We start from the raw sequence: 12373 nt of genomic DNA, 5'->3' as shown, positions 1-12373 counted from the left end.
CGCACGCACCCGCACCATGTTGTCGCTGTCCTTCAGGAGTTTCGCGATCTCGGAAGCGAACTCCCTGGCTCCAAGCTGCCCGAGAGCCTCGGCCGCAGCCCCCCCTACCTCGGAGTCCCCGTCCTTTAGAAGTTTCGCAATATCGGGAGAGAACTCCTTGACCCCAAGCTTTCCGAGAATCAGGATGGCATGCATCCGCACCTCGTCGTCGCTGTCTTTCAGCAGTTTCGCGATCTCAGGTGCGACCTCCTTGGCCCCCAACTTCCCGAGAGCCTCGGCAGCCCCCCACCGTAGGAAGACGCTCTCGTCCTTCAGGAGTTCCACGATCAGAGGGGCGAATTCCTTCGCCCCGAGCTTCCCCAGGGCCCCGACCACATCCCTCCGCACCTTGGAGTCCTCGTCCTTCAGGAGTTTCGCGATCTCCGGGGCGAACTCCTTGGCCCCAAGCTGCGCCAGAGCCTCGGCCGCACTCCCCCGCACCCCGGAGTCCCCATCCTTCAGGAATCCCGCGATCCAGGGAGCGAGATCTCTGCTCCCAAGCACCCCGAGGGCAAGGGCCGCCCGCTCCCGCACCTCGGAGTCCTCGTCCTTCAGGAGTTTCGCAATCTCGGGGCCGAACTCCTTGGCCCCCAGCCAGCCCAGGACGTTGACCGCACACCAACGAACCTTGGAATCCCCGTCCTTCAGGAGTTTCGCAATCTCGGGGCCGAACTCCTTGGCCCCCAGCCAGCCCAGGACGTGGACCGCACACCAACGAACCTCGGAATCCCCGTCCTTCAGGAGTTTCGCGATTTCGGGGGCAAGAACTCCCAAGCCTTTCTTTTTGACCCCTTCTATCAGCTTTACCTTATCCTGAGAGGACACCGCCTTGCCACCCGCCGCAAGGCTCCGAAAAGCCTCCCTCATCACAAAAACCCATCCCGCGCTATCCACCCCTCCCCCGTCCTCCTCCAGTCGCCTCCATGCCTCGTAGCCTTCCCCCCTCACCAGAAGATCCTCCAGCCATCCCCGCCCCTTCAGCAGCCCCTCCGGCGCCTCCTTCCGCACCCGCCACCGCCGGAGAATCTCCTCCGCCCTCGTCCGGACCTCGAGGTCCTCCGACTTCGTCGCCTTCTCCACCGCCGCCCGGGCCGCCTCCCCCATCTCCAGGAGGCTCCTCACCGCCTCCTCCCGCTCCCCCGGCGTCGAAGACCCGAGACGCCGCACAAGGTCCTCGGCCCGGCCACTCTGCGGACCGTGGGCCCCTCCCCCTTCCACCTGCCCCCACGCCGGCGAAAGAGCCAAGCCAACAACCAGCATCCCCACCCCGGCGCCCCGCACGGGTCTCACCTCACTCCTCCCCTCCGCGTCGAAAGCCTTCCATCCCCGAACTGTTCCAGCGCGACGCCCCTCCCCAGTTTCCGTACCTCACCAGGCCACCCCCTTGCGCATGCCGTCGTTTCCTTCCCTGTTCCAAGTGTACGGTACTCGCCTTATTCGACTGTCCCGCTTTTTCTCTAAAGTTTCCGCGCCAGCTTGCTGGTCAAGCCCCTGGAGACCGAGAGAGGGGACTTTTATGGGTTTGCGCATTCCCGCCGTTCCCCAGGAGCTCTCCAAGACCACCTGGGTCAGGGCCGCCGACGTCCAGAAACTGCGAGAGCGGCTCGACCGTTTCGCGCGTTCCTTCGCGCCCTTCTTCTACCGCAAGGAACAGGCGCGGCTCTCCCGGATGTACCTGGAGGGCCTTGTCAGCGACCTGCCGCGCAAGAGTGTCGAGCTCATCGCCCTCGCCCACCCCCAGCCCCGCCAAGCCCTCCAACGTTTCGCCGGCCAGGGCAAATGGGACGACACCCTCGTCCGCGGCGAACTCCATCGCCAAGTCGCCCGCGACCCCGGCGATCCCAACGGAATCCTCCGCGCGGCCGTTCCCCCGGCCCGCCCCAGCTGTCGGTCTCCGAGTGGGCCCAGAGGCGGCCCGCCTCGGCCTGGAAGCGCGGGCGGTTCGGCGAAAGCGATCTTCTTGCGATGCCGCCTCCTTCCGGCCGGCGGCCGTCCGGGACGCATCCCGCGCATCCCTTCCTTGCTTCAGTCTCCGAGGAAATCGGGTGCGCTATAAGATCCGAGACGACGGGCAATAACACGCTTACGGGGGACCTTTCGGTCAACGCCGCGGCGCTCTCGGCCGACGAGCGCGTCGTGATGGGGTGCTCCCCATTTCTGGGGCCACCGAATATCTCCGTCTTGCAAGGGGACCGGCGTTCATCCGCTCATCCTCCTGGCGCGCCTGGAAACGTGAGCGGTTCGGCGGACGCGTCCTTCTTACGGGGCCGCTCCCGCCGGCGGAGGGGCGACCAGGGGCGGCGGAGCGCCGCGCCGCAGAGCGTTTTGATCCGTGTACCATCGCAGCAGCGTCTGGGTGCTCGCCGGGCTGTGTCCGATGTAGGCGGCCAGACTTTCGATCGCCATGTGCCGCGGTCCCGGAGCGGCATGCTCCGAGCAGAAAAAATGGCGGAAATCGTAAAGCGTCATCCGGAGAGGCTCCGGCACCCGCGCCCGGCGGCGCCCCGCCAGAAGGTCGCACATCAGGCGATAGACGCTGTTTTCCGAATACACCTCCCCCACGCGATTCCCGAAAATCGGCCGCGTCTTGTCCGCCATCGCTTCCTTCCGCCGGTTCAGGATCTCCGCCGCCGCTTCGTTGAGCTCGATGACCCGCTTGGACCACTTGCTCTTGAGCGGACGCCCTTCCCAAGGGACGATGGAACAGAGGCGTCCCCGCACGTCGATCCCCCGCAGTCCCAGAAGCTCGCTCGGTCGCATGCCGGTTTCGGCCAGAACCGTGCCGTAGTCCCCCAGCCACGGATGCTCCTGAAGCCGGGCGAGCACGGCCCGCACCTTCTCGGTCGACGGCGCCTCGCGCGTGACCCCTTCGTCCCGGGGAAGATCGATGCCCCGGCAGACGCGCGAATCCACCGCGTCCTTGCGCCGCGCCAGCCAGTAGAGAAAGGCGCGCAGACGGGCGAAGTCGCGCCGGACCGTGACGGGGGAGCGCCCGTCGCTGCGGCCGTCCACCCATCGTTGAACCTGCTCCCGCGTGAGGGCTTTGACCTCGAAGGATTCGCCCAGCTGGTCCCGGAACCCCGAAAGAACGGCCATCACCGGACGCGCTTCTCGAGGGCGCCGATTCCGCCGATACCAGGCTTCGTACTCTTCCATGGCCTGCTGCAGGGTCAGAACGGGGGCGGCGGGGGTCCGGGGGGCGGGCGGGGAGTCGCCCAGGGCGGCCGCCCGGCGGGTCGCCTCCTGAAGGTCCCCGGTCCCCAGGGATCGGCGGCTCTGGCGGCCGTTCTCGAAGCGCTCGAGATACCACACCGCGCCCCGCTTGACCAGATAGCGGCACTTCTGTAGCCTGACTCTCGTGATTTGCGGCGGCGCCGTCATGACCCGACTCACCTCCCTTCCCGCCCGGAGCCTCCCCAAATTAGTACAAACTAGTCCAGAAAAAGTAAAGTGCCATTTTAAGCGGTTTTGGGCCGTAGTGTAACGGTAGCACGAGGGATTTTGGATCCCTGTGTCCAGGTTCGAATCCTGGCGGCCCAACCAGCGCCCGCGGGACGGCGCGGCCAGTCACTTTTTCCCGATTTCCCCCTTGACCCCGCGTCGCCGGCACGGTACCGTAATGCGGGCGAACCGGGGAGGATGGGCATGAACACGTCTCGGGACGGCGGGACGCCGGAATGGTTCCAGGAGTTCCAAAACCTGAATCGTTCGACGACCTCCGCCCGGCGGCCCGAAGACCGCCGCCGCTTCCCCCGGTTCGAAATCGATGAGGCCTCCGGAACCCTCCAGACCGCCGGGCTCCTGGGCCTCCTGCGCTGGGGCCGCCGGAACCTCGCCCGCTGCGCCGTGGACCTGGCCGAAGGCGGCGCCCGCCTCCTCCTCCACCGCCGCGTCGCCCCCGGCACCAAAGTCCGCGTCCGCATCGAAATGGAACGCTACAAGGACGCCGTCGAGGCCGCCGGCGTCGTCCGCTGGTGCTACCAGAGCGCCCGCCGCAAGGACGACTTCCACGCCGGCGTCATGTTCGTCAACCTCGATCCCGCCCAGCAGAAAAAAGTCGCCCTCATGCGCGACTGGTTCACCTCGCCCCAGTACAAGGCGCTCCGCGAAACGCGCCTGCGGTCGAAAGGACCCGAAATCATCTTCCCGAAGTGACGCGACCGGATGCCCGGCGTGCGCTATAATTGCGGCGAACCCGGGGAGCGATCCGCATGACCGCGCCGAAAACCCCCGAACCGCCCGACTGGTTCAAGGAGTTCCAGGAAGTCAACCGCGCCTCCGCCGGCCCCGGCTCCGCCGACCGCCGCCGGCGCCACCCCCGCTTCGAAATCGACGACTCCAGCATCACCCTCTACCGCGAAGGACTCCTCGCCTCCCTCGGATGGGGCAAGAACAACCTCGCCCGCGGCGCCCTCGACCTTTCCGAAGGCGGCGCCCGCCTCCTCCTCGACCGCCGCGTCCGCCCCGGCACCAAAGTCCGCGTCCGCATCCAGATGGAACGCTACAAGGACGTCGTCGAAGCCGTCGCCGTGGTCCGCTGGTGCTACGAGAACGCCCGCAAGAAAGGCGAGTTCCACGCCGGCGTCATGTTCGTCAAGCTCGACGACGCCCAGCGCCGCAAGCTCGCCCTCATGCGCGACTGGTTCACCTCGCCCCAGTACAAGGCGCTCCGCGAAAGCCGCCAGCGCCAGAAGGGCCCCGAAATCATCTTCCCGAAATGAGCCGCCGCCGCAGCGCCCGCGCCGCCGCCTCCGGATCCGCCGCCGCCGTCACCGCCTGACAGACCGCCACCCGCCCCATCTCCGGCCGCACCGTCCGCGCCGTGATCCCCCCGATGCAGAAGACCGGCACCCCCAGGCGCCGCGCCGCCGCCAGGTACGAAAAACCCCGCGCCGCCAGACCCGGCTTGAGCGCCGTCGGATACATCGGCCCCACCGAAATGTAGTCCGCCCCCTCCGCCACCGCCCGCCGCGCCTCCGCCAGAGAATGCGTCGTCGCCCCCACGATCCCCACCCCCAGACGCCGCACTTCCCGCACCGGCAGGTCCCCCCGCCCCACGTGCACCCCGTCCGCCCCGCTCGCCAGCGCCACGTCCGGCCGGTCGTTCACGATGAACAGAGCCCCCGGCGCCGCCGCCCGGATCGCCCGCGCCAGCCCCACGTCCGGAACCGGCTTCTGCCGCAGCTGAAGCACATCCGCCCCGCCCCGCGCCGCCTCCTCCGCCACCCGCGGCAGCGGCCGCCCCGTCACCTCCGGATCCAGAAGCACGTACAGCCTCGCCTCCGCCAGACGCATCCGCGCCGGGGCGAACCGCTTCTCCAGCTCGTACAACACATACCGCAGGCGGTGCGCCTCCCGCGCCATCCCCGCCCACCGGCCCCGCGCCAGCTCCTCGATCGACCGCAGCGCCTCCCGCGCCCGCTTGAAGTTCGCCGCCGCCACCTCCCCCATTCCCCGCGGCGCGCGCACCGGAACATCCTTCTCCCGCCCGGGATCCCCCTCCGAGTCCCGCGCCCCGAGAAACTCCCGCGCGTGCGGACGCGCCTGCACGTCGAGCGCATGACGCGCCTCCTTGAGCGCCCCGGACGCCCGCGCATCCTCGAGATGAAACCGCGCCAGATCTTCCAGGACGCGAAGCGCCTCCCGCGCCCGGTTGAAATCGGCGTCGAGAATGCGGTAGATCGATCGCACGCGAGGAGTCTAGCGCCCCCCGCCGGGCCGGACAAGTCCCCCGCCGCCCCCTACTTGTCCCACTGCGCCTTCAAGGTCACCCGCCGGCCCTCGCGCAAGACCACGACGTCCACGGGCTCGCCCGGCTTGACCTTGTCCGCCAACACTTCGCGCAGCCGCTCCCGGGCCCCCTCCCGGGGCAGCGCCGTCCCCGCCACCGAAAGAATCACATCCTCCGCCTTGACGCCCGCTCCCTCGGCCGCGCCCCCGGGATGCACGACCTCCACCCGAAGCCCCCCCTGCCCCGCCTCGAGCTTGAGCTCCTCGCACGCCGCGTCGTCGAGCTCCTGCACCGTCACCCCGAGCCGACGCCCCGACGGCGCCCCGAGTCCCGGCAGCCCGAACGGCCGCCGCGCCTGCGGAGCGAACCGCGGACGCGGCTCCAGACGCCCCACCTCGTAGAGGATGTGCACCGCCGCGCACCCCACCCGCGCCATGTTGTCGTACGCGAGCTTCTCGGCATGGTCCGACGGCCTGTGATAGTCCGCGTGAAACCCCGACCAGAAGAACGCATACGGCACCCCGCGGTCCCGGAACGACGAATGATCGCTGTCGCCGCCGAGAAGCGTCACCTCGTCCTCGATCCGCGCCTTCAGCCCCGCGCGCTCCACCGCCCGCTCCACGATCGCGCGAACCGCGCCCCCTTCGGCCGAACCGACCCCCTGGATCTGAACGGGTTTCTGCGGATTGCGCCCCACCATGTCGAGGTTCAGCATGAACACATGCCGATCGATGGGCCGGTACGGATGCTGGGTGTAATGCCGCGACCCCAGAAGCCCCGCCTCCTCCCCGCTGAAGGCGGCAAAGACGATCGTCCGGCGCGCCCGCAGACCCGTTTCTCCGAACGCCTCCGCCACCGCCAGAAGCACCGAAGTCCCCGAGGCGTTGTCGTCCGCTCCGTTCCAGATCCGGTCCGGATTCCCCGTCCCTCCCAGCCGGCCGAAGTCCCGCTGGTCGGCCGTTCCCACGTGATCGAAATGCGCCCCGAGGAGAACGACTTCCTTCTGGAGCTCGGGGTCCGACCCCTCGAAGGCCCCGAGCACGTTGCGCGTGTCCCTTCCCCCGACCCGGAACTTCTGGAAGAACGTTGTCCCGTCGCCGGCCGGCGCCAGGCCCGCCTCCTTGAAAACCTTGGCGATGTATTCCGCCGCCTTGTCGTTGCCGGGATAGCCCGCGGCGCGGCCTTCCAGCTCGTCGCTGGCCAGATACTCCGCGTGCCGGCGCAGGCGCTCCTCCGTCACCTTCGCGCACGCGCGCTCCAGCGCCGCCGCGTCTCCTCCCCGCAGCTCCCTCCGGACGAGCTCGAGGATCTCCGCCCGGATCCTTCGCGTCTCCTCCTCGAGGGCCCGGTCCACCCGCCGGCGGACCGTCTCCGAAGCGTCCTGCGGCCGGGCGGCCGAACCGCCGACGGCGATCGCGAAGGCCAGAAGCAGGGCGAAGCGGCGGCGCATACGGTCTCCTTCCAGGTTCACTCTATAAGATACGGATCCCCTCAAAGTTTGATGGCCTTCCAGGAGCCCCGCCGCCAGAGCGCTCCGAACGCCGCCGCCCGTACCCCCCAGTCCACGATCATGGTCGCCCAGATCCCGTAGAGCCCCCACCCGACGGGAAAGGCCAGCGTCCAGGCCACCGGCACCCGCACGAGCCACACGCCGAGGAACCCCACCGCCACCGGCGAACGGGTATCCCCCGCCCCCCGCAGGCCTCCCGCCAGGGCCATCGAAAGCCCCATGAACGGCTGCTCGAAGGCGGCGATCCTGAGCGCGCCCGCCGCCAGCCGCCGCGCTTCCTCGACGTCCGGACCGCGCAAAAAGAGCGCCACGAGCGCCTCGGGGATCGCCAGGAACAGCAGGCCGATCGCGCCCATGAGGAGGACGCCCATGCGCGCGCTCTCGCGCAGCGCCGCCTGGGCGCGATCCGGCCGCCGCTCGCCGAGGAACCGCCCCACGAGCGCCGAGCCCGCCACCGCGAATCCGTACCCCGGCATGAAGGTGAGCGATTCCACCGTGAGCGCCGCCCGATGCGCGGCCACCGGCAGCGTCCCCAGGAGCGTGATCGCTTTGTTGAAGACGAGAAACCCGCTCTGCAGGATCACCGGCTCCGCCGCCGCCGGCGCCGTCACCCGAAGAAGGCGGGCCACGGCCCGGCGGTCCACCTTCCGGAAGGTGGAAAGCCGCAGCCGCACCGGCGAGACGCGCGTGAAGAGAATGCCGGCGGCCACCATTCCCTCCAGCGCCACCGAAAGGGCCGTCCCGAGCGCCGCTCCGGCCACGCCCATCCGCGGCGCCCCCAGGTGTCCGAAGATGAAGATCGCGTTGAGCGCGACGTTGACGAGGTTGGCCCCGAGCGTCGTCCAGAGCGGGATCTGCGTGCGCCCGCAGGCGCGCAGGATCCCCACCGCGGCCATGTACACGCAATAGAAGACGAGCGACGCCGCCTCCCAGAAGAGGTAGTCGCGCGCCATCGCCTCGACCCCCGCGCCGCCCGGCACGGCGAAAAGCCGCGCCGCCGCCGGCAGGGCCGTCAGCCCCGCCGCCGTCAGAGGAAGCCCCACCGCCACGCCCAGCGCGAGCGCCGCCGCGGCGTCGCGTTCCTGAGCGGCCCGGTCCCCCTCCCCCCAGGCGCGGGCCACGACCGCCACGGCTCCGACCGAAAGAGCGGTCAGCACCGCCGTGATCGTGTGCGCGATGGGACCCACGACGCCCATGGCCGCCAGCGCCTCCGGGCCGAGGCCCCCGATCATGGCGGTGTCCACGTAGAACATGAGCGTGTGGAGCAGATTCTGGAGCACCACGGGCCAGGCGAGGCGCAGCACCTCGCCGCGCAGGGACGGCAGGACGGGGGCGTCGGGCACGGCCGCGGGAGTCTATCCGCCCGGCCTTCCCTTGGCAAGGCCGGGGGGCGTGGGATAGACTTAGATGTTCTCGCCGACGGCGCGACCCCGAGGGAATATGGGCCTGAAAGGCGACGTTCGATCGATCTCGCTGGCCAACGTCCTGCAGGACCTGGCCATGAACGAGCAGACGGGAACGCTCGTCATCCGCCACAAGGGGCGCCAGCTGGCGCTCTGGTTCGACCGCGGGGCGCTGCGCCTGGTGGGGCTGGGCCCGCGCGAAGGGCCGTCCCTCCTGAATGGACTCCTGGCGCTCGAGAAGATCCCTCCCGACGAGGCGCCGACCCTGACCGGACGGCGCACGAGCGAGGCCGGATTCGTCCGCGGCCTCCTCAAGCGCGGGCGGGTGACGCGCGAGGACCTCAAGGCCGCGCTCGAGCACCAGATGGCCGAGCACCTCTGCGACGCCTTCCTCTGGCCGGACGCGACCTTCGAGTTCGAGGAGGGCGATCCGGACGACCGTCTGTTCGACGCCGACCAGCTCGATATCGAGGCCCGGCTCGCCGTGGACGCGGTGATCATGGAGGCGCTCCGCCGGGCGGACGAGTGGGGGGAGACGCGCAAGGCGATCCTTTCGGCGAGCGAGATTCTCGTTCCCGATCCCGCGCGGCTGCCGGCGGACGCGGACGGAACGCTCCGGCGGGTCTTCGCGCTTCTGGACGGCGAGCGGTCGCTGCGGGACGTCCAGGAGCTGACGCGGCTGGGGGACTTCGTGCTCCTGCGGGCGGCGGCGCTCCTGATGAAGGGAGGAGCGGCGCGGCCCCTCTCGGCGGCGGAGGCCTTCGAGCGGGCGCGGGCGCGCGCGGCGCGCAAGGAGTGGGAAGCGGCGCTGCGGATGGCGCGGTACGGCCTGGACCACGAGCGCAAGAACCTGGGGCTCCTCGAGCTGGCGCTGCGGTGCTGCGAGGCGCTCGAGGACGCCGAGGGAGCGGCCGGATACGCCCGGCAGCTCGCCTCCGCGCAGGTCGAGTCCGGCCAGCTCGAGGCGGCGATCGCCAGCTACCAGAAGGTGCTGGCGCACGCGCCGCGGGATCTTACGGCCCACGAGCGGCTCTTCGCGATCCTGCTTCAGCTGGACCTCAAGCTGGACGCCCTGGCCCAGGGGGAGGCGCTGGCGTCCGCCTACAAGAAGGCGGGGCTGCCGGACAAGGCGCTTTCGGTCTACCAGCGGCTTCTCGAGAAGCTCGGCGACCAGCCGGAGCTTCTGGAGTCTCTGGCCGAAATCCAGCGCCACCTCGGGGACAAGGCCGAGGCGGTCAAGCTCTACGGCAAGCTCCTGGCGCGGGCGATGGAGGCGAAAGACGACGCGGCGGCGCTGGACTACTGCCGGACGATTCTGCGGATCGACCCGCGCCACGCGGAGGCGCTGCGGCTGCGGGAGCAGCTCGAGACGGGCCAGATCGAGAAGGCGCGGCGGCGGCAGCGGCTCGTGCGGAGCCTCATCGCCGTGGCGGTCCTTTCGGGGCTCGTGTGCGGCGCGGCGGTGTACGAGTACAAGGCGCGGCGGCTCTACGCGCGGGTGCGCAAGCCCTTCATGGACGCGATGGAAGCGCGCAACTTCCGGGAGGCGCTGCGGCAGTACGATCTCGTGCTGGACGGCTACCGCTGGAGCCTCAAGGCGCGGGAGATCCGGGACGAGCGGCACGAGATCGAGGAGCGCTACGCGAAGGAGCTTCTGGCGGAGGCGGAGCGACTGGAGCACGAGGGGCAGCTCGAGGAGGCGATCCGGACGATCGAGGGGGGGCGGGACCTGGTGCGCCGGTCGGAGCCGCGGGGCCGGGTGGACGCGCGGCTGGCGGACGTGCGGCGGCGGCGGGCGGCGCTGGAACAGGAGTGGGGCCGCAAGCTCGCCCGTCTGGGGCCGGAGGAAATCCGGCAGGTGACCGATCCCTTGGCGGCGCCGGCCCTGGCGCGGCTTCTGGAGCGCTCGGACGTGGCGGTGCGGTCGGCGGCGCTGGCGGCGCTCCTGAACATCCCGGGCGAGGAGGCGGTCGGGGCGATTTTCCGCGCCCTGGCGGACGCGGATCCCCTCATCCGGGCGGCGGCGGCCAATGAGCTCGTGCGGCGCGACCGGGTTCCGTTCCGGGCGGAGCTTCTGGCCCCGAAGGCGGCCTATCCGGTGGGAGAGCCCGTGGCGCTGGAATGGCGGGTGGTGAACCTGAGCCCCGCGGAGGTGGAGCTTTCGCTCGAGGAGGGCCCCTGGAAGCGTTTGACGGCGACGGGCCCGGGAGGGCCGCTGGCGCTGCCGGCGCGTCCGGAGGTGGGCCGCCGGACGGTGAAGCTCGGCCCGGGCGAATTCGTGGGTGGGACTTTCGCGGACTTCGGGCCGTCGCTGGCCCCTCCCGGCCGCTACCGGTTCTCCTGGACGGCGTCGATCGTGTGGAACGGGAAGGCGGTGCTGCTCCCGGCGCCCCCCGCCTCCGTGGAGCGGCTGCGGTAGGGCGCGGCGCGGTTTGTCGCCTGAAGAGACGAGGCACGCGGCAACGCGAACGGCCCGTCGCCGGGGGTGTTCCCCATTCGCGGGGCGACGGAAGATCTCAGTCTCCCGACCGGCCTCACGGTGTCCCGCTCCTTCGCGCACTCATCATTCTTCCCCCTCTTCTCAGGGCATGGTTTCCGCTTCATCGATCCTCCTTCCCCGGTCGGAGGACCTTATCCTGGATCTCCGATGGAAAGGGCGAATCGGGGGGGGGTGCCGCCGACGTCCCGCGCGCCCTCGCCGGTTCTTCAGATGACCTTCTTCAAGGTCGCGCGCAGTTTCGGCCCGAGCTTCGCCTTGATGCCTTCGAAATCCTCACCGGCATGAGCGTCGAGGTTTTCCAGGAAGGACACCCAGACGAGATTCTGCACCTCCGGATCCTTCGAGCCCATCGCCTCTTCCAGAAAACGCAACGCCCGATCGAACGGCGTGCCGGGACCTGTCTGGCCTGTCAGATACTGGCGGACGACAAATTCCGTGAGCATGCCAAAGACCATATTGGGTAAGTCAGCGTCGTGCTTAAGTTCGTCGGAATATGCACGTTCGAACTCAGGGAGTTCCATGAGCAGATGTTTTACGATGTTCGCGTACGTCAGCTCTTTGCTCGACATCCTTTTCCTCCGGCGCTCATTTCAGCGCATCGAGAAGGTCATCAATCATACCCTGGGCTGCCTTTCGATCGGACGAGCCCGCGTTCGGAAACCGCTTCAGCCAGTCTTGCAGCCCCCTAATTGTGTCCCAGGCCTTCTAAGCATGTCCGGCTTTACTCAACAATATCCCTGTCGCCCGGTCACGAAGTGCGTCCGCGGTGCTTCTACTGGCAAGGGCCTGCTCCCCAAAATTAGGGCCACGAGAAATCTCAGGGTTTAGGATCCTCTGACCGAGGAAGGAGGATCGATGAAGAAGGAGCGGTTCCGAGAGGAGCAGATCGTCCGGATTCTGAAGGAGGCCGAAACGGGCCGGATGCCGATCGTGGAGATCTGCCGGAAGTATGGGGTTTCGGAGTTCACGTTCTATCGGTGGAGGCGCAAGTACCAGGGGCTTTCGATCTCGGAGGCGCGAAGGCTAAGGGAGCTGGAGAAGGAGAACCAGCGGCTCAAGCGGCTCCTGGCCCAGCGGGATCTCGAGATCGACGCGATCCAGGAGGTCCTGCGAAAAAACTTCTGACGCCACGGCACCGGAGGGAAGCGGTGAAGAAGCTGAGGAAGGCAGGGCTTTCGAAGCGGCGGAGC

Annotated in this window: 10 protein-coding genes and 1 tRNA gene; 5 read left to right on the top strand and 6 right to left on the bottom strand. The window is 69.2% G+C overall.

What is annotated here, in order from left to right:
* Both VNO22_01145 and VNO22_01140 read right to left on the bottom strand, forming a co-directional pair.
* Nucleotides 1–1161 (bottom strand): HEAT repeat domain-containing protein (locus VNO22_01145; GenBank protein ID HXG59953.1); only part of this gene is annotated, 1161 nt, incomplete at its 3' end.
* 1137 nt (nucleotides 1162–2298) lie between these two features.
* Nucleotides 2299–3420: a hypothetical protein gene (locus tag VNO22_01140; protein HXG59952.1), complete on the bottom strand. Its 1122-nt coding sequence runs from the start codon at nucleotides 3418–3420 to the stop codon at nucleotides 2299–2301.
* Nucleotides 3421–3508: 88 nt separating this feature from the next.
* On the opposite strand from VNO22_01140, the gene VNO22_01135 reads away from it, so the two are divergent.
* From VNO22_01135 to VNO22_01125, 3 genes are all read left to right on the top strand, one after another.
* Nucleotides 3509–3582, top strand: a tRNA-Gln gene (locus tag VNO22_01135).
* A 102-nt stretch (nucleotides 3583–3684) separates the two neighbouring features.
* Entirely contained in the window at nucleotides 3685–4194 is a 510-nt protein-coding gene (locus VNO22_01130; protein HXG59951.1) for a PilZ domain-containing protein, read from the top strand.
* 56 nt (nucleotides 4195–4250) lie between these two features.
* A complete protein-coding gene (locus tag VNO22_01125) occupies nucleotides 4251–4760 on the top strand; it encodes a PilZ domain-containing protein (GenBank protein ID HXG59950.1) in 510 nt (169 codons plus the stop codon).
* Here the strand turns inward: VNO22_01125 and VNO22_01120 are convergent.
* From VNO22_01120 to VNO22_01110, 3 genes are read right to left on the bottom strand one after another with little or no spacing between them, the layout of a single operon-like run.
* Nucleotides 4744–5730: a thiamine phosphate synthase gene (locus VNO22_01120; GenBank protein ID HXG59949.1), complete on the bottom strand. Its 987-nt coding sequence runs from the start codon at nucleotides 5728–5730 to the stop codon at nucleotides 4744–4746. The two genes, VNO22_01125 and VNO22_01120, sit on opposite strands and share 17 nt — an antisense overlap.
* Nucleotides 5731–5780: 50 nt before the next feature.
* Nucleotides 5781–7220 carry a M20/M25/M40 family metallo-hydrolase gene (locus VNO22_01115; protein HXG59948.1) on the bottom strand — a complete coding sequence of 480 codons (1440 nt, stop codon included), beginning with the start codon at nucleotides 7218–7220 and terminating at the stop codon, nucleotides 5781–5783.
* 41 nt (nucleotides 7221–7261) lie between these two features.
* Nucleotides 7262–8623, bottom strand: coding sequence for an MATE family efflux transporter (locus VNO22_01110; GenBank protein HXG59947.1), 1362 nt, complete (start codon nucleotides 8621–8623; stop codon nucleotides 7262–7264).
* 97 nt (nucleotides 8624–8720) lie between these two features.
* Here VNO22_01110 and VNO22_01105 point away from each other — a divergent pair, with 97 nt between their 5' ends.
* Nucleotides 8721–11102 (top strand): DUF4388 domain-containing protein, encoded by a 2382-nt coding sequence (locus VNO22_01105; GenBank protein HXG59946.1) that lies wholly within the window; start codon nucleotides 8721–8723, stop codon nucleotides 11100–11102.
* Nucleotides 11103–11389: 287 nt separating this feature from the next.
* Here the strand turns inward: VNO22_01105 and VNO22_01100 are convergent, their stop codons facing one another.
* Entirely contained in the window at nucleotides 11390–11752 is a 363-nt protein-coding gene (locus VNO22_01100) for a hypothetical protein (protein ID HXG59945.1), read from the bottom strand.
* A gap of 286 nt (nucleotides 11753–12038) precedes the next feature.
* Here VNO22_01100 and VNO22_01095 point away from each other — a divergent pair, with 286 nt between their 5' ends.
* Nucleotides 12039–12308 (top strand): transposase, encoded by a 270-nt coding sequence (locus tag VNO22_01095; protein ID HXG59944.1) that lies wholly within the window; start codon nucleotides 12039–12041, stop codon nucleotides 12306–12308.
* The last annotated feature ends 65 nt before the right edge of the window (nucleotides 12309–12373 follow it).

Source organism: Planctomycetota bacterium, assembly GCA_035574235.1.
Lineage (GTDB): Bacteria > Planctomycetota > MHYJ01 > MHYJ01 > JACPRB01 > DATLZA01.
Note: the sequence above shows the minus strand (reverse complement) of the source record. Positions and strands in the feature narration are given on the sequence as shown.

What these genes read in the sequence shown, in the direction of transcription:
- VNO22_01125 (HXG59950.1), top strand. Translation starts at nt 4,251, where the DNA reads ATGACCGCGCCGAAAACCCCCGAACCGCCCGACTGGTTCAAGGAGTTC.
- VNO22_01140 (HXG59952.1), bottom strand. Translation starts at nt 3,420, where the DNA reads ATGACGGCGCCGCCGCAAATCACGAGAGTCAGGCTACAGAAGTGCCGC.
- VNO22_01105 (HXG59946.1), top strand. Translation starts at nt 8,721, where the DNA reads ATGGGCCTGAAAGGCGACGTTCGATCGATCTCGCTGGCCAACGTCCTG.
- VNO22_01130 (HXG59951.1), top strand. Translation starts at nt 3,685, where the DNA reads ATGAACACGTCTCGGGACGGCGGGACGCCGGAATGGTTCCAGGAGTTC.
- VNO22_01100 (HXG59945.1), bottom strand. Translation starts at nt 11,752, where the DNA reads ATGTCGAGCAAAGAGCTGACGTACGCGAACATCGTAAAACATCTGCTC.
- VNO22_01115 (HXG59948.1), bottom strand. Translation starts at nt 7,220, where the DNA reads ATGCGCCGCCGCTTCGCCCTGCTTCTGGCCTTCGCGATCGCCGTCGGC.
- VNO22_01095 (HXG59944.1), top strand. Translation starts at nt 12,039, where the DNA reads ATGAAGAAGGAGCGGTTCCGAGAGGAGCAGATCGTCCGGATTCTGAAG.